Genomic DNA, 16,864 nt, shown 5'->3' with positions numbered 1-16,864 from the left:
TTCGCCCCAGAGTAGACAGAAACGCGCTCGGCCCCAAGGGGATCGACGAGATCGAAGGGTCACGCTGACGCGCCCACCGCCTCCTCCCGCTCGCGCCGCACCTCGGCGCGGGCCTCCTCGAGCAGCCGCGCGATCTTCGCCTTGTTGCGGCGCCGGGCGAGCAGCATCGCCGCGACGACTACGAGAACCCCCGCCAGCGCTGCGAGATGCAGCCACGGCACGGCCCATAACACGATCGTCTCGGTGACCGGCGCCACGGCGAGACCTGCGTCAGTGGGTACGGATGATTCGAACGTGACATCCATCGACACGAGGCCGAGCGGCCACACCTTCGCGGGAGCCACGGCCACCGCGCGCGTCTCGCCGGGGAAGAGGTCGCGCCGCTGCGTTGTCACCCCGTCCACCGTCTCGCCGAACTCGAGTTGCGTGTTGCCGGCGTTCTCGGCCGTGTAGCGGATGGTGAGCTCGCCGGGCGTGAAGAGGTTCCACGAGGGGGAGTACTCGCCGGTGAGTCCGCTGACCGCGAGCACGGGCGCGAGGTCCCCGGAGACCTGCGTCATGACGCGGAAGCCGACGCGGCTCTCGAGGCCGACCAGGGTTCCGTCGCTCGTGGTGCCCGAGCTCAGCACCGATGCCGCGATTCCCGCTGCGTGGTCGCCCGGCGTCGCGTTCACGGGAACGGTGACCGTAAACGGCACTATTGCCGTAGCACCGGGCTCCACCAGCACGTCAGATGCGACGGAGATCCAGGTGCCGGCCCCGACGGAGGTCTCGCCGGCCTGCAGCATGCTGAAGCGGCCGGTCTCGGTGAAGTAACCGTCGGCGGCCGTCAGGATGAAGGTGGTCGCGGTCGCGCCGTGGTTGCGCAGCGCGAGGTGCTCGGTGACGGTCTCGCCGGCCGCGGCCTTCCGCTCCACCCACGACCGGCCGTCCGGCCCGACCGCATCGGCAGGGGCCAGCGACCAGCTGACGACGGGGTCGTCGGCCATCGCCGCGGCGGCCGGTGTGGCCACCGCGACGAAGGCGGCCGCCGCGAGGGCGACCACCGCGGCGAAAGCGTGTGCTTTCATCGAGTCGAGTCGGGCTACTCGAACAGCGACAGGGTGAGCGTCGCCGAGTACTTCCCAGGCGCGACGGCCGCTCCGGTGAGCAGCTTGAGGTCGGCGTTAGCCGACCAGCTGCCCTCGGGTGCGATCTCGCCCGAGTCGTAGGCCATGGCGAGCATCTCCGAGTCGGTGAATCCCTCGCCTGGGTCGACCTCGTCGCCGGCCGCTACGCTGCCCGGGTCGCCCGCCACGAGCTTGGGCGTCCAGCCGAAGCTGTCGGCCGAGGCGATGTCGGGCTGGCCGGCGGTGCCGGAGAAGTCGGTGATCGAACCGAGCACGTACCAGTACGCGCCGGCGGGAATCTCGTCGGCGGTGCGGGTGTCGGTCACGGTCACCGTGGGAAGCGTGCCGGTGAACTGTCGGTTGGTGGCGGTCGAACCCGACTCGGTCAGGGCGGCCGACTGGCCGGCCACGGTCATGGCGAGCACGCCCGGTCCCTCGAGTTCGGCGATCTCGACGGAGACGGCGACATCCTTGTCGCCGTGCGGGTCGTCGAGGGCTAGGGCGATTCCGCTGCCACCGACGACGGAGAGCGTCACTGCTCCCGCGAAGGCGGTGGTTGCGCGAAATGCGAATGCGCGTCTGTTCAAAGTCGTACTCCAAGGGTCGTCCGCGGGTGCGGAGAAGTGGGGACCGTCGACGGGTAACCGACGGATAGAGAGAATGCACTGAGCCAAGCTCGGACTGACCCTAACGGGGGGCAACGCCGGCGGTCAAGCAAAAGCTGTGCAGTGCTCGACATATGCCGATGACGGCCCCCAAACGCGTGCCAAAAATCATAAGTCGGGGAACAATCAAAAGTTGTAGACCGGGTGCTTAAAGCTGCATAGACTGTGGCCCGCTTGCCGATCGGTCGCGAAGATGCCGCCCGGCGGCTCACATCTCGCTGAAAAAAAGGAGCAATGGTGCCCATAAATATCAGTCCGCCGATCACGAAGCTCAGACATGGGCGAGGGGCCACGATGGCCCTGGCCGGGTCGCTCGTGGGAATTCTCGCGTTCACCGGATTCGCGCCCGTCGCGGTCGCTGCGACCCCCGAGCAGGAGCCGGGAGTGACGCTGCGTTCGTTCCAGCTGCCGCCCGGTACCCAGGACATCTGCACGCTCAAGTCGGGTACGACGCCGAACGCAGACAAGCTCATGCCGACGATCAACTACTCGACCGAGGCCGAGTTCGGGCTGTCGGACAACTTCCTCTCCATCGTCACCGCCAATCTGACCATCGCGACGACGGGCGCCTACGCGTTCCGGTTGACGAGCGACGACGGATCGGAACTCCGCATCGACAACGAACTGGTCATCGACCACGGCGGACTACACGGCACCACCTCCAAAGACGGCACGGCGACCCTGACCGCCGGAACGCACGCACTGCGCGTCGACTTCCTCGAAGCGACCAACGGCCAAGTGCTCAAGCTCGAGTGGAAGCGGCCCGGAACCACCGCCTTCGAGGTTGTCCCGACCTCGGTGCTGAGCACTGAGGCAAACGTCGTGCGCGTCACCGCGCCGGGCACCAAGTACTGCGAAGGGGCCACCGACACCGCCGGCGACGGACTGCGGCTCGACGCCGTCAACCCGAACTACACGCTCACCAACCTGCGCCCCGCGGGCTTCGAGCCCAAGGTCACCGGCCTCGACTTCACCGACGACGACAGGCTCGTCGTCATCACCTCGGGCTCCGTGAGCTCGGGCGGGTGGGTGCCCAACGCCAAGCCGGGCGAGGTGTTCATCCTCGACAACGTGCTCGGCGAGACGAGCGCCGACCAGGTGGTGCCGACCAAGGTCGCGACCGACCTGCTCAACCCCATGGGGGTCGACGTCATCGGCGACGAGATCTTCGTCTCCGAACGACACCAGTTGACGAAGCTGACCGACCCCGACGGCGACGGCTTCTACGACATCCACACCAAGGTGGCCGGATGGCCCGATGGTGGCAACTTCCACGAGTTCGCTTTCGGACTCGTGCACGACGACGCGAACTTCTACGTCAACCTATCGGTGGCCATCAACAACGGCGGCGCCTCGACGAACCCGCAGCCCGCGCAGAACCGCGGCACCGCGATCAAGATCAACCGCGCCACGGGCGCGGTCGACTTCATCGCGGGCGGCCTGCGAACCCCCAACGGCGTTGCGCTGAGCGGCGAGGGCGACCTCTTCGCGACCGACAACCAGGGCGGCTGGCTGCCAGCGTCGAAGCTGCTCCACGTCAAGCAGGACCGCTTCTTCAACCACTACACGAACCCCGTCGGGCCGTTCGATCAGAACCCGGTCACCCCTCCGGTGCTCTGGATTCCGCAGAACGAGATCGGCAACTCGCCGAGCGCCCCCGTCTTCCTCGACGAGGGCCCGTTCGCCGGCCAGATGCTGATCGGCGACGTGACCTACGGCGGACTGCAGAGGGCGTTCCTCGAGAAGGTCGACGGCGAGTACCAGGGCGCAATCTTCCGCCACACCGCCGGCATCGAAGCGGGCGTCAACCGCACGATCGTCGGGCCCGACGGCGCCATCTACCTCGGCGGTATCGGCGAGGGCGGCAACTGGGGCGAGTCCGACAAGCTCCACTACGGCCTGCAGAAGCTGACCCCGGTCGGCGACAACGCGTTCGACATGAAGTCGGTGAAGGTCACCGAGGGCGGATTCGCCATCGAGTACACCCAGCCGGTCTCGGCCGAGACGGTGGCGAACATCGCCACCGCCTACCGCGCGCAGCAGTGGCGCTACGTCGCTACCCCCGACTACGGCGGACCGAAGGTCGACGAGGAGACCCTCGTCGTGACCAGCGCGCAAGTGTCGGAGGACCGCAAGACCGTGACTCTCGACATCGACGGGCTCAAGCCCGGCTTCGTCGTGCACCTGCGCTCGCCGCGGCCCTTCGCCTCCGAGTCGGGTGGCGAGCTGTGGAACACCGAGGCCTGGTACACGCTCAACTCGATCCCCGGCTATGTCACGCCGGCCGACCGCGGCTGGTACGAGGCCGAATCGGCCTCGCTGACCGGCGGTGCCCGGGTGGACACCGAGCACAACGGATACTCCGGCTCCGGCTTCGCCGCGGGAGTGCAGGAGGTGGGTTCGGCTGTCACCTTCGCCGCATCCGTCGAGACTGCGGGCACCTACCCGGTGAACCTCCGCTACGCGAACGGGCCCAACCCGTTCGACGGAACGAAGACCGTGTCGGTCTACGTGAACGGCCAGGAGGTCGCCCCGTGGTCGTTGCCCAAGACAGGCAACTGGAAGACGTGGACCACGGCCACCCGTGACCTGAACCTCAAGGCTGGAGCGAACACGATCGCGATCAAGTACGACGCCGGAGACACGGGCAACGTGAACGTGGATGCGCTGTCGGTCGGCGCCAACGACATCTGCGCACCCGCAGCGGTCGAAGAGGGCTACACCGCGCTGTTCGACGGAACGCTCGCGAGCTTCGAGAAGTGGAAGCTCGCCGGCGCCGGCTCGTTCGGACGCGTCACCGACGACTGCAGCCTCAGGGGCAGCGGCGGCATGGGTCTGCTCTGGCACACCGAGAAGGAGTTCGAGTCGTACAGCCTGAAGTTTGACTGGAAGCTCGTTGCCGACCACAACGGCGGTCTCTTCGTCGGGTTCCCCGACCCCGGCAACGACCCGTTCGTCGCCGTTAACAAGGGGTACGAGATCCAGATCGATGCGACGGATGCCCCGGACCGCACGACCGGCGCGATCTACACGTTCCAGGGTGCGAACCCTGAGGCGGTCGCCGCGTCGCTCAAGCCGGTCGGCACCTGGAACTCGTACGACATCATCGTCGAGGGCCAGACCATCACGGTGGTGCTGAACGGAAGCGTGGTCAACGAGTTCACGAGCACCGACCCCGCGCGGGACATCTCGCAGGGGTTCGTGGGCATCCAGAACCATGGTGCGGGCGAGGCGGTCTCCTACCGTGACATTCGCATAAAGGATCTGGCGAAGCCGCTGGCGGTCACCGCGACGGTCGAGGTTCGCTGCGTGGCGGGCAAGGCGCTCGTCGCCGTGCGTGCCACCAACACCGACACGGTCGCCGCGGACATCACCATCGCCACGTCGTTCGGCGAGAAGACACTGAAGGCCGTGAAGCCGGGCGCAGCCCTATTCCACACCTTCACGACTCGACTCGCGAGCCTGCCCGCCGGGAAGGCGACCGTGACCGCGACGGGCGACGGACGCACCGCCAGCGTCGAAGCACCGTGGGCCGCGAAGAACTGCGGTTGATCTGACGTTTCGGGGGCGGGTTCGCCCGTCCCCGAAACATCCACCTCTCTATTTCTGGACTCTGGAAGGAACACCGGTACATGCTCGAGGCAATCGGACGACAGGTCGCCCGCAGGCGCGGCATCGTGCTCGCGGCATGGGGCGTGCTCGTGCTCGGCGGGGTGGTTCTCGGCGGCGGGATCTTCGACCACACCACGCCGGTGCAGGACTCGCCGACCGGCAGTGAGTCGTTCGTCGCGCAGCAGCGGCTAGACCGGCTCGACCCCGAGGGCGAGATCGTCACCGCCGTCATCACCGGCGCCGACTTCTACACTCCCGAGCTCGTCGACAGCGCCACCGGCGTGATGCAGCAGCTTCGCGAGATCCCGGGCGTCGTCGAGGTAGGCGACGCGTACACATCGGGCGGGCTGATCGGCGACAGCAGCACCAGCTCGCTCGTCAGCGTCGAGCTCGACCAGCAGCTCGGCGAGGAGCAGACCATCGCCGTGGCGGCGGAGGTCTCGGCACTGCTCGAGACCATCGAGCCCGCGGACGTGCTCGTCGGCGGCAAGTTCCTCGCGGAACAGGAGTTCGTCGACCGGGCCGTCGTCGACTCGGCGGTCGGCGAGGGCGTCGCCATCGTCGTTCTCTTCGTGCTGCTGGCCGTCGTGCTCGGCGGCGTCAGGGTCGCCGCGCTGCCCATCGTTGCCGCGATCGCCGTCATCGCGGTCGCGCTGCTCGCCCTCTCGGCGCTCATCCTCGTCATTCCGGTGAACGAGTTCGCCGTCAACATCGTCACCATCTTCAGCCTGGGACTCGCCGTCGACTACAGCCTGCTCGTGATCGCCCGCTATAGAGAGGAGCGGCAACGGACTCCGGATGCTTCGCTGGAAAATGTGATGGCGCGCACCGTCGCGTCGTCCGGCCGCGCCGTGCTGGTCTCCGGTCTCGCCGTCTTCATCGCGCTCGTCGGGCTCATGCTGCTCGGCAACTCGCTGCTGTCGGGCATGGCCGTGGGCGGCGTCGCGGCGGTGCTGCTCGCCACCCTCGCGGGGCTCACCCTCGTGCCGGCGCTGATCGCGGTGTTCTCGAAGCGCATCCCCGTGCAGGGCAAACGGCTGTGGCCGTTGCGGTCAACGCCTGGCGACGGGGTGGCCCGTCGCGGGATGCTCGCCCGCCTCGCCGGATTCGCGCAGCGTCGGCCCGTGCTCGTCACGGTCGCGGCCACTGCCGGCCTGCTGCTGCTCGCCGCGCCGCTGACAACGCTCACTCTCGGCAGCTCCGACATCCGCTCGCTGCCCGTCGACTCGGAGGAACGCCAGACCCAGGACTTCGTCACCACCGGGTTCAGCGACGTCTCCGAGACGGCGGCCACCGTGCTCATCGACGCGCCGGTGACCGACTTCCGGGTGGTCGACCTGCTCGACCGCATCGCCGCGCACGAGCTCGTCTACGACGCCGACAGCGTGCTCGACCTGCCGCCAGAGGTCACGGTCGTCGACTTCGCGATCGACGGCGACGTGACCAGTGCCGACGCGCAGCAGCTCGTCCGCGACATCCGCGCCCTCGAGACCGACCTCGCCGTTCAGGTGACCGGACCCGCCGCAGAGGTCGTCGACACGCGGTCGCACCTGGGCGAGCGGCTGCCCCTCGCCGTCGGTGTCGTGCTACTGGCGACGTTTATGCTGCTGATGTTCCTCACCCGTTCGGTCGTGATCCCGCTCAAGGCCGTGCTACTCAACACGCTCACCGTGGCCGCGACGCTCGGCAGTGTCGTCGCCATCTTCCAGTGGGGCTGGGGGTCGACTCTCCTCGGGTTCGAACCGTGGGGAGCCGTCGACGTGACGACCCCGCTTATGATCGGGCTGCTCGCCTTCGGCCTGTCGATGGACTACGAGGTGTTCCTCCTCGCGCGCATCCACGAGGAGTGGGATGGCCGCGACCGGTTGATCAACCCGCGGCTCGCGAACGACCGGGCCGTGCTGCGCGGCATCACGGCGACCGGCCCGGTGGTCACCACGGCCGCGATCGCGATCGCCATCGTGTTCCTCGGGTTCGCCTCGGGCAGCCTGCTGGCCATGAAAGAGGTGGGCGTCGGAATGACGATCGCGATCCTCCTCGACGTGACCGTCGTGCGCGGACTCCTGCTGCCGGCGCTGATGACCCTGCTCGGCCGCTGGAACTGGTTCGGGCCGTGGCGCCGGTCTGACGCGACCACCGCGAGCGAGCGGGAGCTGGAGGCGGTACTACGCTGAGTCTCGATGTTCTACTGGTTCATGAAGACGATCGTTGCGGGCCCGCTGTTGCGCACCCTCTTCCGCCCGCGCCTCGAAGGCGTCGAGAACATTCCCGGCACGGGGCCGGTGATCCTGGCCAGCAACCACCTGTCGTTCATCGACTCAGTGATCCTGCCGCTCGTGATCAAGCGGCGCATCTACTTTCTCGCCGCGAGCACCTACTTCGAGGGCAGGGGTCTGGGTAAGTGGTTCGTCGCCTGGTTCCTGCGCGCGACGGGCATGATTCCCATCGACAGGTCGGGCGGCAAGGCATCCGAAGCTTCGCTTAAAGCGGGTATGAGCGTTCTCACCAAGGGCGACGTGCTCGGCATCTACCCGGAGGGCTCGCGCACCCGCGACGGCAAGCTGCATCGCTTCCGCACCGGGGTCGCCCGCATGGCGCTGGAGTCGGGCGCGGCCGTCGTGCCCGTCGCCATGATCGACACCGACAAGGTGATGCCGTCCGAGGGCGACGGGCGCGTACGCATCCAGCGCATCGGAATCTCGTTCGGCCCCCCGCTCGACTTCAACGAATTCTACGGCAAGGACCGCGACCACGCGATGCTGCGCACAATGACCGACCGCATCATGGACGCGGTACTCGCCATGAGCGGCCAGGAGTACAGCGACGAGTACACGCCGCCGTCGCGCAAGCGCACGAAGGAGTAACTGCCACCCCCTGTTCCGGCACGGGGGAGACGCGGGATCATGGGCCCACCGGAGGTGATCCGACGGGGATCACCCGATGAGGGAAGGGCCCCAGCATGAGTACTACTGACACCAGCGCGACCGACGACGCCGACCGCGCACTGAAGAGCCGGCACCGCGCCATGTGGGCGTTCGGCGACTACCCGAAGGTGGTGGACGACCTCGTCCATCCCCTCGGCCCGGAGCTCGTGCAGCTCGCCGGGGTCGGACCCGACGACGTCGTGCTCGACGTCGCGGCCGGCACGGGAAGCGCCGCCATCCCCGCCGCGCGCCTCGGAGCACGCGTCACCGCCTCCGACCTCACGCCCGAACTGCTCGACGCCGGCCGTGCCTCGGCGGGCGATCTCGCGATCGACTGGGTCGAGGCCGATGCCGAGAACCTGCCCTTCGCCGACGAATCGTTCGACGTGGTGCTCTCCACTATCGGCGTGATGTTCGCCCCGCACCACCGTCGCGCGGCCGACGAGCTCGTGCGGGTCTGCCGGGCCGACGGCACGATCGCCGTCACGAGCTGGACACCCGAAGGCTTCATCGGCCAGTTGTTCGCGACGATGAAGCCGTTCGCGCCCGCGCCTCCGCCCGGCGTCGAGCCGGCTCCGGCCTGGGGGTCTCCCGCTCACCTCGACGAGCTGTTCGAAGGACGAGCAGAGACACTTCGACAGGAGCGACGGATGCTTCCGGTGACACGGTTCGAGCACGCAGAGGGTTTTCGCAACTTCTTCCGCGAAAACTACGGGCCCACGATCGCGGTGTACAAGTCGCTCGCCGACGACGCCGACCGAACGGCCGCGCTCGACGACGCGCTGGTCGCGCTCGCGCGGGATCACTCAGTGGCGACCGACCCGTTCCGGCTCGAGTGGGAGTACCTCGTGACGGTGATGCGCCGGGTGTGAGGGTCTACCCCTCTCCGGGCGCCGTGGCTACTCGCAGCCGACACCGTCTCCGTCACGGTCAAGGTGGGTGCCGTATCCCGGGCCACCGAGGTAAACCGGCGCCCCACCGGCTTCACGTGCCGCCGTGCAGTTCTTGTAAAAGGGGGCGGGCGCGGGCGCGGGTGCGGGAGCGGGAGCCGGCGCGGGTGCCGGGGCCGGCACAGGGACCGGAGCGGGCGCAGGTGCCGGCTTTGGCGCGGGTGCTGGCGCTGGAGCAGGTGCTGGAACCGGGACCACCGCAATCGGCGCCGGCGCCGGCGCCGGAGTGAAAGTGGAGTTGATCGTGGGTTCGCCTTCGCACGAAGCAAGAACACCGCTCATGGCGTCGCGTTCGGACTGCGTCACCCATAGGCCATAGGTCGCCTTGACTGAGATTTGGCGCGCGACGTAAGCACACCGGAAGGCCTTGTTTGAGGGCAACCATGTCGCCGTGTCGCCGTCGCCCTTTTGAGCGTTCGACTTGCCGTCCACGGCGAGCAAGTTGAGCGGGTCGTTCGCTAGGGAGATGCGCTGAGCCTGAGAAAGCTGCTGCGCGCCCGTCTGCCAAGAATTCGACAGGGAGACGACGTGGTCGATCTGTACGAGCGCCGACGTCGTATTGCCTCGAACGAAGGCGACCTCCGCCCCGGTGAACGGAGACACCAACGTGCCGTTCACAACCTTGCAGGAGCCGGAGAAGCCCGCGGCTGTGAGGTCGCGCCTCAGAATGTCGTTGCGTGTATCGCAGCCGTTGCGGTCGACATCCACCCAGGCGGTTCCGAAGAGAGCCGTGCGGTCGTAGCCGGTCTTCGGTGCTTTGCCTTTGATAGAAAGGGCGGCGAGCAGGGAAAGCGCGGTTCCCGTCGTGGCAGTGGTGTCGACTGCGGCAACGCTGGCCGGTTCCTCGGCGGCGACCGCGGTGTCGGGATCCATTGGCGCCTCGACGGTGAAGGCGTAGGCCGGTTCATCGACGACTTCTTCTGCGGGCTCGGCAGTCTCGACAGCGATCAGCGCCGACTCGCTGATCGAAGGTCTTTCTGCGGTGGGTCCTGCCACGGCGCCGCCCGCGAAGGTAAGCACGAGACTCGAAGCCAACGCAATTGCGGCAACTTTTCGGGTCGGTATCGACGCCCGCGACCGCCTGCCGGTGACGACGGCGTAAAGCGCGGTGATGATCCCTGCGAGGCCGAGCATGATCAGGAATCCGGCAAAGCCGCTCGTGGCGGTGCCGACGATCAGAAACAATGCGACGAGCGCGCCAACCAGCCAGGTGCTGAGGGTCGGCCGGAACCATCGTGACTTCAATGGCGCCGTCCGGGTCTCGGACCACGCCGAGCCGTCCCACCATCTTTTTCGCCCAGCACCGTCGTCGTACCAACCCGCTATCGGTCCGGCGAGGGCGGGCTCAGTAGGGTTCGCGGAATGTGTCGGGTCAGTCATAGGGTCCTCTCGGGGCGGCAACTGAGCGTACGGCGTAGTCGAGCAATAGTCGCGCCCCAATTCGGGGAACCTGACCGGCCGACGATCTACCCCTCCCCGGGCCCCGTCGCTACCCTCGATGTATGTGTCGGAACATTCATCCACTCCACAATTTCGAGCCCGCCGCCACTGACGACGAGGTGCACGCCGCCGCACTGCAATTCGTGCGCAAGATCAGCGGATCGACGAAGCCGTCGAAGGCCAACGAAGAGGCCTTCAATCGCGCCGTCGACGAGATCGCCCACATCTCCAGACATCTGCTCGAGGATCTGGTGACCACCGCGCCGCCGAAGAACCGCGAGGTCGAAGCCGAGAAGGCCAAGGCCCGGTCGGCCAAGCGGTTCGCCGCGGCGTAGCGAGCGGCCTAACAGGCGCCCAGGCAAGCGCCCCGGCAGGAGTCGCCCAGCGGCTCCTGCTTGACTGGCGCCATGGCAATCTCCGACGATGCACTGGCCCGCTACGACCTCGACGCCCTCGACCGGCGCCTGCGCGACATCGAGGGCGGCGAGGTCGACGACAGCATCCCCGAGCTCGCGGCCGCCGACCCCGGTCTGTTCGGCATCGCCACGGTCACGGCCGACGGTCAGATCCGCTCGGCCGGCGACTCCCGCATCCCGTTCTCCCTGCAGTCGGCCGTGAAGCCGTTCGTCTACGCACTGGCTCTGATGGACCGCGGCGACGAGGTGCTCGACGCCGTCGGAACCGAGCCGACCGGGCAGGCGTTCGACGCGATCGTCTTCGAGTCGGAGACCGGGCGACCGCCGAACGCGATGGTCAACGCCGGTGCGCTGCTCACCGCCAGCCTGGTCGACGGTTCCGACCCCGAAGAGCGCACGGCGCGCATCCTTTCCGGCCTCTCGCGCATCGCCGGCCGCGACCTCGAGATCGACCAGGATGTGGCGGGCTCCGAGCGTCTGCTCGGCGACCGCAACCGCGCCCTCGGCTACCTCATGCGTTCGGCCGGCACGCTGCACGTCGAGGTCGACGACGCGATCGCGGTCTACGCGCGCGCCTGCTCCGTGCTCGTCGACGCCGAGGTGCTCGCGATCATGGGTGCGACGCTCGCGTTCGGCGGACGCAACCCCGTCACCGGTGATCAGGCCATCAGCCCCGAGGTGGTGACCGAGACCTTGAGCGTGATGGCGACCTGCGGAATGTACGACGGGTCGGGCCGCTGGTTGCGCCGGGTTGGGCTGCCCGCCAAGTCGGGTGTCGCGGGCGGACTGGTCGCCGCGGCACCCGGCCGGCTCGGCATCGGCGTCTATAGTCCGCCCCTCGACGAGGAGGGCAACAGCGTGCGGGGCGTGCTCGCCTGCGAGCAGCTCGCCGACGACCTCGGGCTGCACATCTTCGGCTGAGCGCCGCGCGCCGCGCGCCTACGCGGTGACCAGCCGGCGCTGATTTGACCCGTCGACGAGACCGAGCCGCGCGAGCGCCTCCGGGCGGAACCCCTTCACGATCAGGTAGAACGCCAGGCACAGCTCCCACGAGAAGATCGGCACGACGGCGAGGCCCGCCCACGGCATCATCTGCTCGGAGAAGCCGAACAGCTTCACGACGTTGAACGCGAAGACGAGCGGCCCGCCGACGAGGCCGAGCACCGCGATGAAGCGCGGCACCAGGCCCGACTTGTACATGATCCAGGCCATCAGCACCGTGTTGGTCCCGCAGATGAAACCGGGGCCGACGACAAACGACACGTCGACGAACGCGACCAGTGTGTCGATCAGAGGGGCGACGGATGAATCATCCGCGAGTCCTGCGACGCTGGCACGCAGCGACACGAGGGTGAGTATCCCGACCACGCCGACGAGGATGACGCTCGCCTCGAGCGTGCGCAACGCGACGTAGCCCACGGCGAGCCCGGCGTCCTGACGCTTGGCCACCGGGTACAGGGCGATCGCGGTGCCCACGACGGTCAGGGCCAGGACCACCTCGAGCAGCGCACCGAACGTCACCGCGCTCGCATCGCCCGAGCCGTCGATGAGAAAGGGGCCGTAGAAGATGCGCGGCACGATCGCCGTCACGTGTGTGATGAGAAACAGCACGCCCACGGCGATGGCTGTTGTGCGGTACGAGTTCATGGTCGGGTTCCGTTCGAATCAGTTTGAGGTGTACGGCGTACACCTGCGGATGACACTAGGTGTACGCTGTACTCCTGTCAAGACCGGTCGAGAGGCGGATGCCACGGATGCCCGAGAAGCGCGTGTACCTCAATCGCGACCGCGTGCTGCGCGCCGCGGTCGCCCTCGCCGACGAGATCGGCATCGACGCCCTCAGCATGCGCCGGCTCGCGCAGGAGCTCGGCGTCGTTCCGATGGCGCTGTACAAGCACGTGCAGAACAAAGAGGAACTGCTCGACGGCATGGTCGAGGTCATCATCGGAGAGATCGACGCGCCCGTCGTCGACGCCGAGTGGAAGACCGTCGTGCGCGAGCGGGTGCTCTCGGCGAGACGTGCTCTGCAGCGGCATCCGTGGGCCCGGTCCGTTCTCGAGACCCGCACCAGGCAGACGCCCGCCGTGCTCGACTACATGGACTCGTTCACCGGCATGTTTCTCGACGGCGGGCTCTCGGTCGACCTCACCCACCACGTGATGCACGCCATCGGCGGCCGCATGTGGGGCTTCACGCAGGAGCTGTTCGACGACTCGGCCGCGCGAAAAGCCGCGCCGCCGATGCCGCCCGAGGCGCAGGCCGCGATGATGCGGCAGATGGGGGATTCGTATCCGAACATCCTCGCGGTGGCGATGGCGAGCGCGCACGACGAGGGCACCGCCGTCGGACACGGCTGCGACGACCAGTTCGAGTTCGAGTTCGCCCTCGACGTTATGCTCGACGGGTTCGAGCGGCTGCACGAGCGCGGGTGGTCGTCGAGACGGGCCGCTGTCTAGCCCCAGACAATGCAACACATGTCGCGCATAATTGAAGCTGCGGATTCGACTGCTTCCTGCCTACCGCATACCGCGGCAGACCACTCGGTCCGCAAGGAAGAGGACGCCATCATGAAAGCACTCCGCTACGTCGCCATCGGTCAGGCACCCGAGGTCGTCGACATCCCGATCCCCAGCCCCGGTCCCGGCCAGGTTCTGCTGAAAGTCACAGCGGGCGGCGTCTGCCACTCCGACGACTACGTCATGAGCCTGCCCGAGAAGGACTACTTCGAGCAGAGCTACCCGCTGCCGCTCACGCTCGGCCACGAGGGCGCCGGCATCGTGCACGAGATCGGCGAGGGCGTCGACTCCACGCTCAGGGTCGGCGACGCCGTCGCGGTCTACGGCCCGTGGGGTTGCGGCCGCTGCCACAACTGCTCCACCGGACAGGAGAACTACTGCACGAATGCCGCGGCTGAAGGCATCCGTCCTCCCGGACTCGGCAGCCAGGGGTCGATGGCCGAGTACATGATCGTCGACAACGCGCGCCACCTCGTGCCGCTCGGCGACCTCGACCCCGTGCAGAACGTGTCGCTCACCGACGCCGGACTCACGCCCTACCACGCGATCAAGCGCTCCCTGCCGAAGCTCGGCGCGGGCACGTTCGCCGTCGTCATCGGGACCGGCGGACTCGGACACGTGGGCATCCAGATTCTCAAGGCGCTCTCGGGCGCGACCGTGATCGCGCTCGACGTCAACGACGAGAAGCTCGAGCTCGCCACCCACGTGGGCGCCGACCACGTGCTGATCAGCGACGGCGCCGCTGCCGGCAAGATCCGCGAGATCACCGGCGGGCTCGGCGCAGACGCCGTGTTCGACTTCGTGGGAGCGAACCCGACCATGGCGCTCGCGCAGAGCGTGGCGGCGCTCGACTCCGACGTGACCATCGTCGGGATCGGCGGCGGCACCATGGCCCTCAGCTTCGGCAGCATCGCTTTCGACGCCGCCGTGCGCATGCCCTACTGGGGCAGCCGCAGCGAGCTCATCGAGGTGCTCGACCTCGCCCGCGCGGGCAAGATCTCGGTCGAGGTCGAGACCTACGGCCTCGATGACGGACCCAAGGCCTACGAAGACCTCGCCGCCGGCCGCATCCGCGGTCGTGCTGTCATAGTCCCGTAGCGGATGTCGCGGGGCCGGTCGCTCTCGAGCAGCTGGCCCCGCATCCCTGCACGCTGTCTCGGCCAAAACTTGCGGCAAATCGACCTAGCTCGCGAGAGCTAGGTCGATCTGCCGCGATTCTTCGACGCGGCCCGGGTCGCCCGACGATGTCGGCGCGTGCCGATAGCGTCTGTCGCATGAACGGAATCGCGCTCGAAGGCATCACCCTGCTCGCCGACGACGTGGCCGCGATGGCCACGTTCTACGAAGACGCCCTCGGGTTCGCGGTCGTCACACGCGAGACCGACTACGTCGCGCTCGACAGTCGCACCGGCGTGCGTCTCGCCATCTTCCGGCGTGCGGGCATGGGGGCGCACACGCACGACCACCCCTCGTTCCGCTCGCCGCGCGCCGGGCAGGCGGTCGAGCTGAACTTCGAGTGCGCCACGCCCGAACTGGTTCGGGCTCGCTTCGCCGCACTGCTCGAGCGCGGTGCCGTCGCCATCGCCGAGCCTGTTGAGCAGGACTGGGGGCACGTGACCGGCTTCTTCGCCGACCCCGAGGGCAACATCCACTCGCTGTTCGCGGTGATGGAGCAGCGCTAGTCTCAGCTCACCGCGAGCGCCCCGTCGTCGTTCAACTCGAATGCGCCCCAGGCGATCTCCCAGAGGTAGCCGTCGGGGTCGGTGAAGTAGCCCGAGTAGCCTCCCCAGTCCGTGTCATCCGCGGTCTTGACGATCGTCGCCCCGGCCGCGACCGCGGCGGCCAACACCTCGTCGACCTCGTGCCGTTCTCGTACGTTGTGCGCCAGGGTGATGCCCGGAAACCGCGAGCGCGGCGCGTTCCAGCCGGGGCCGACGTCGTCGGCGAGAGACTCGTACGGGTAGAGGGCCAGCGTGGCCCCACGAGTCTGGAAGAAGACGATGCCCTCGCTCGCCTTGCGCGTCGTCGGAAGGCCGAGGCCTTCTGCATAGAAGCGGTACGACCGGTCGAGGTCGGCCACGCCGAGGGTGATCACCGAGATGCGGGGTTCCATGCTTCACGATCCCACGCGGTCGCTTCGGCCGACACCGGGTAGCGCAGCGGCCGCGTCTGCCAAGAGAATCTCATATGACCTCTTTTCCCGAAGCCCTCGACCACACCTTCGTCGCGCCGATCGGCGTCGACGTGAAGGGCGAGATCTGGGCGTGCGTCGAGATGCCCGGCTCGGCGGAGTTCTTCGGCACCGGCAAGTCGGTCAAGGTGGCCGCGACAGTCGACGGCGTCCCCGTCTCGTCCGCGTTCATGCCTACCGGCGCGGGGAGCCACATGCTCTCGCTCAACGCGAAGCTGCGCAAACGGCTCGGCAAGGACATCGGCGACGCCGTCACCGTTCACCTCGAGCAGCGGCTCAGCTAGGCGACGCCGCGGCAACGCGACGCCACCCCGCGGCTCATGCCGCGTTGACCGCCTCGAGGATCGTTGCAGCGACGGCGTCGGGCTGAGAGACTCCGACCGCGTGCGAGGCGCCGGCGATCTCCGTGGTCCCTCGCGACGAGGCGCGTTCGGCACCCGCGCGGTGGACGGCCACGGGGATGTTCAGATCGGCGTCGCCGAAGACGAACCACGAGGGGATGTTCGACCACCCCGGAGTCGCGGCGGCGAGGCCCTCCGACAACGCGACATCCGTCACCGGACGCTGGGTCGCCGCCATCAGCCCGGCCTCTCCCTCGGAGACGTCGGCCGCGAACTGGTGGTGGAACAGCTCCTGCCGGATCATCAGGTCATTGCCTCCGGTCGCCACCGGATAGGCGCTCAGGGCGTCGCCGAGGGTGCTGCCCGGCTCGCTGCCCGACAGCTCCAGGGCACTCTGCCCCTGCCCGGGCACGAATGCCGCGACGTAGACGAGGCCCACGACGGACGCGTTGTCGGCGGACGCCTCGGTGATGACCATTCCGCCGTAGGAGTGGCCGACGAGCACGACGGGGCCGCCGATGGACGCGACGACGTCGCGCACGTAGGCCGCGTCGCCGGAGAGGCTGCGCAGCGGGTTCGCCGCGGCGACGACCGTGAGCCCCGACTGCGTGAGTGTGCGGATGACGCCGTTCCAGCTCGACGACTCGGCGAAGGCGCCGTGAACGAGAACGACGGTCGGGTTCGTGTCAGACATTTGTTC

16 protein-coding genes are annotated in these 16,864 nt (G+C 68.1%); 10 read left to right on the top strand and 6 right to left on the bottom strand.

The genetic code is table 11. From position 1 onward, the window contains the following. Window positions 1-59: 59 nt before the first annotated feature. Both ABIE21_RS10055 and ABIE21_RS10050 read right to left on the bottom strand, forming a co-directional pair. Window positions 60-1,070 carry a hypothetical protein gene (locus ABIE21_RS10055; protein WP_354024685.1) on the bottom strand — a complete coding sequence of 337 codons (1,011 nt, stop codon included), beginning with the start codon at window positions 1,068-1,070 and terminating at the stop codon, window positions 60-62. A gap of 14 nt (window positions 1,071-1,084) precedes the next feature. Next, on the bottom strand, window positions 1,085-1,696 hold the full coding sequence (locus ABIE21_RS10050) for a hypothetical protein (protein WP_354024684.1): 612 nt from the start codon (window positions 1,694-1,696) through the stop codon (window positions 1,085-1,087). Between the two features lie 315 nt (window positions 1,697-2,011). On the opposite strand from ABIE21_RS10050, the gene ABIE21_RS10045 reads away from it, so the two are divergent. The 4 genes from ABIE21_RS10045 to ABIE21_RS10030 all read left to right on the top strand — a co-directional run bounded on the left by ABIE21_RS10045 (window position 2,012) and on the right by ABIE21_RS10030 (window position 9,182). Further along, window positions 2,012-5,326 carry a family 16 glycoside hydrolase gene (locus ABIE21_RS10045; RefSeq protein ID WP_354024683.1) on the top strand — a complete coding sequence of 1,105 codons (3,315 nt, stop codon included), beginning with the start codon at window positions 2,012-2,014 and terminating at the stop codon, window positions 5,324-5,326. Between the two features lie 80 nt (window positions 5,327-5,406). After that, complete coding sequence (locus tag ABIE21_RS10040; RefSeq protein ID WP_354024682.1) at window positions 5,407-7,560, top strand: MMPL family transporter; 2,154 nt, start codon at window positions 5,407-5,409, stop codon at window positions 7,558-7,560. Window positions 7,561-7,581: 21 nt separating this feature from the next. Then, window positions 7,582-8,250 (top strand): lysophospholipid acyltransferase family protein, encoded by a 669-nt coding sequence (locus ABIE21_RS10035; RefSeq protein ID WP_354024681.1) that lies wholly within the window; start codon window positions 7,582-7,584, stop codon window positions 8,248-8,250. A gap of 95 nt (window positions 8,251-8,345) precedes the next feature. After that, window positions 8,346-9,182 carry a class I SAM-dependent methyltransferase gene (locus ABIE21_RS10030; protein ID WP_354024680.1) on the top strand — a complete coding sequence of 279 codons (837 nt, stop codon included), beginning with the start codon at window positions 8,346-8,348 and terminating at the stop codon, window positions 9,180-9,182. A gap of 27 nt (window positions 9,183-9,209) precedes the next feature. Here the strand turns inward: ABIE21_RS10030 and ABIE21_RS10025 are convergent, their stop codons facing one another. Beyond that, window positions 9,210-10,640: a GmrSD restriction endonuclease domain-containing protein gene (locus ABIE21_RS10025; RefSeq protein ID WP_436232327.1), complete on the bottom strand. Its 1,431-nt coding sequence runs from the start codon at window positions 10,638-10,640 to the stop codon at window positions 9,210-9,212. A 122-nt stretch (window positions 10,641-10,762) separates the two neighbouring features. Between ABIE21_RS10025 and ABIE21_RS10015 the strand changes: the two genes are divergently transcribed. Beyond that, window positions 10,763-11,035, top strand: coding sequence for a DUF2277 domain-containing protein (locus ABIE21_RS10015; RefSeq protein WP_354024679.1), 273 nt, complete (start codon window positions 10,763-10,765; stop codon window positions 11,033-11,035). A gap of 72 nt (window positions 11,036-11,107) precedes the next feature. Next, on the top strand, window positions 11,108-12,037 hold the full coding sequence (gene glsA / locus ABIE21_RS10010) for a glutaminase A (protein ID WP_354024678.1): 930 nt from the start codon (window positions 11,108-11,110) through the stop codon (window positions 12,035-12,037). 18 nt (window positions 12,038-12,055) lie between these two features. Here the strand turns inward: glsA and ABIE21_RS10005 are convergent, their stop codons facing one another. Continuing rightward, a complete protein-coding gene (locus ABIE21_RS10005; RefSeq protein ID WP_354024677.1) occupies window positions 12,056-12,763 on the bottom strand; it encodes a DUF4386 domain-containing protein in 708 nt (235 codons plus the stop codon). Between the two features lie 98 nt (window positions 12,764-12,861). Between ABIE21_RS10005 and ABIE21_RS10000 the strand changes: the two genes are divergently transcribed. The 3 genes from ABIE21_RS10000 to ABIE21_RS09990 all read left to right on the top strand — a co-directional run bounded on the left by ABIE21_RS10000 (window position 12,862) and on the right by ABIE21_RS09990 (window position 15,314). Continuing rightward, window positions 12,862-13,572, top strand: coding sequence for a TetR/AcrR family transcriptional regulator C-terminal domain-containing protein (locus ABIE21_RS10000; protein WP_354024676.1), 711 nt, complete (start codon window positions 12,862-12,864; stop codon window positions 13,570-13,572). 111 nt (window positions 13,573-13,683) lie between these two features. Further along, window positions 13,684-14,730: an NAD(P)-dependent alcohol dehydrogenase gene (locus tag ABIE21_RS09995; RefSeq protein WP_354024675.1), complete on the top strand. Its 1,047-nt coding sequence runs from the start codon at window positions 13,684-13,686 to the stop codon at window positions 14,728-14,730. A gap of 176 nt (window positions 14,731-14,906) precedes the next feature. Continuing rightward, on the top strand, window positions 14,907-15,314 hold the full coding sequence (locus ABIE21_RS09990; RefSeq protein WP_354024674.1) for a VOC family protein: 408 nt from the start codon (window positions 14,907-14,909) through the stop codon (window positions 15,312-15,314). Window positions 15,315-15,316: 2 nt separating this feature from the next. On the opposite strand, the gene ABIE21_RS09985 is transcribed toward ABIE21_RS09990, so the two are convergent. Next, the gene (locus tag ABIE21_RS09985; protein WP_354024673.1) at window positions 15,317-15,745 is read right to left on the bottom strand and encodes a VOC family protein; all 429 of its coding nucleotides are present in this window, start codon (window positions 15,743-15,745) and stop codon (window positions 15,317-15,319) included. Window positions 15,746-15,819: 74 nt separating this feature from the next. Here ABIE21_RS09985 and ABIE21_RS09980 point away from each other — a divergent pair, with 74 nt between their 5' ends. Continuing rightward, window positions 15,820-16,107, top strand: a complete 288-nt coding sequence (locus ABIE21_RS09980) for a DUF1905 domain-containing protein (protein ID WP_354024672.1) — start codon at window positions 15,820-15,822, stop codon at window positions 16,105-16,107. A 34-nt stretch (window positions 16,108-16,141) separates the two neighbouring features. Here ABIE21_RS09980 and ABIE21_RS09975 read toward each other — a convergent pair whose 3' ends face one another. After that, window positions 16,142-16,858, bottom strand: a complete 717-nt coding sequence (locus tag ABIE21_RS09975) for an alpha/beta fold hydrolase (protein ID WP_354024671.1) — start codon at window positions 16,856-16,858, stop codon at window positions 16,142-16,144. Window positions 16,859-16,864 lie beyond the last annotated feature (6 nt).

It is taken from the genome of Conyzicola nivalis (assembly GCF_040548875.1).
Taxonomy (GTDB): domain Bacteria; phylum Actinomycetota; class Actinomycetes; order Actinomycetales; family Microbacteriaceae; genus Conyzicola; species Conyzicola nivalis_A.
The sequence above is the reverse complement of the archived record's forward strand: the minus strand, read 5'-3'. Positions and strand labels throughout refer to the sequence as shown.

What these genes read in the sequence shown, in the direction of transcription:
- ABIE21_RS10055 (WP_354024685.1), bottom strand. Translation starts at nt 1,070, where the DNA reads ATGAAAGCACACGCTTTCGCCGCGGTGGTCGCCCTCGCGGCGGCCGCC.
- ABIE21_RS10040 (WP_354024682.1), top strand. Translation starts at nt 5,407, where the DNA reads ATGCTCGAGGCAATCGGACGACAGGTCGCCCGCAGGCGCGGCATCGTG.
- ABIE21_RS10035 (WP_354024681.1), top strand. Translation starts at nt 7,582, where the DNA reads ATGAAGACGATCGTTGCGGGCCCGCTGTTGCGCACCCTCTTCCGCCCG.
- ABIE21_RS10030 (WP_354024680.1), top strand. Translation starts at nt 8,346, where the DNA reads ATGAGTACTACTGACACCAGCGCGACCGACGACGCCGACCGCGCACTG.
- ABIE21_RS10025 (WP_436232327.1), bottom strand. Translation starts at nt 10,640, where the DNA reads ATGACTGACCCGACACATTCCGCGAACCCTACTGAGCCCGCCCTCGCC.
- ABIE21_RS10015 (WP_354024679.1), top strand. Translation starts at nt 10,763, where the DNA reads ATGTGTCGGAACATTCATCCACTCCACAATTTCGAGCCCGCCGCCACT.
- glsA (WP_354024678.1), top strand. Translation starts at nt 11,108, where the DNA reads ATGGCAATCTCCGACGATGCACTGGCCCGCTACGACCTCGACGCCCTC.
- ABIE21_RS10005 (WP_354024677.1), bottom strand. Translation starts at nt 12,763, where the DNA reads ATGAACTCGTACCGCACAACAGCCATCGCCGTGGGCGTGCTGTTTCTC.
- ABIE21_RS10000 (WP_354024676.1), top strand. Translation starts at nt 12,862, where the DNA reads ATGCCACGGATGCCCGAGAAGCGCGTGTACCTCAATCGCGACCGCGTG.
- ABIE21_RS09995 (WP_354024675.1), top strand. Translation starts at nt 13,684, where the DNA reads ATGAAAGCACTCCGCTACGTCGCCATCGGTCAGGCACCCGAGGTCGTC.
- ABIE21_RS09990 (WP_354024674.1), top strand. Translation starts at nt 14,907, where the DNA reads ATGAACGGAATCGCGCTCGAAGGCATCACCCTGCTCGCCGACGACGTG.
- ABIE21_RS09985 (WP_354024673.1), bottom strand. Translation starts at nt 15,745, where the DNA reads ATGGAACCCCGCATCTCGGTGATCACCCTCGGCGTGGCCGACCTCGAC.
- ABIE21_RS09980 (WP_354024672.1), top strand. Translation starts at nt 15,820, where the DNA reads ATGACCTCTTTTCCCGAAGCCCTCGACCACACCTTCGTCGCGCCGATC.
- ABIE21_RS09975 (WP_354024671.1), bottom strand. Translation starts at nt 16,858, where the DNA reads ATGTCTGACACGAACCCGACCGTCGTTCTCGTTCACGGCGCCTTCGCC.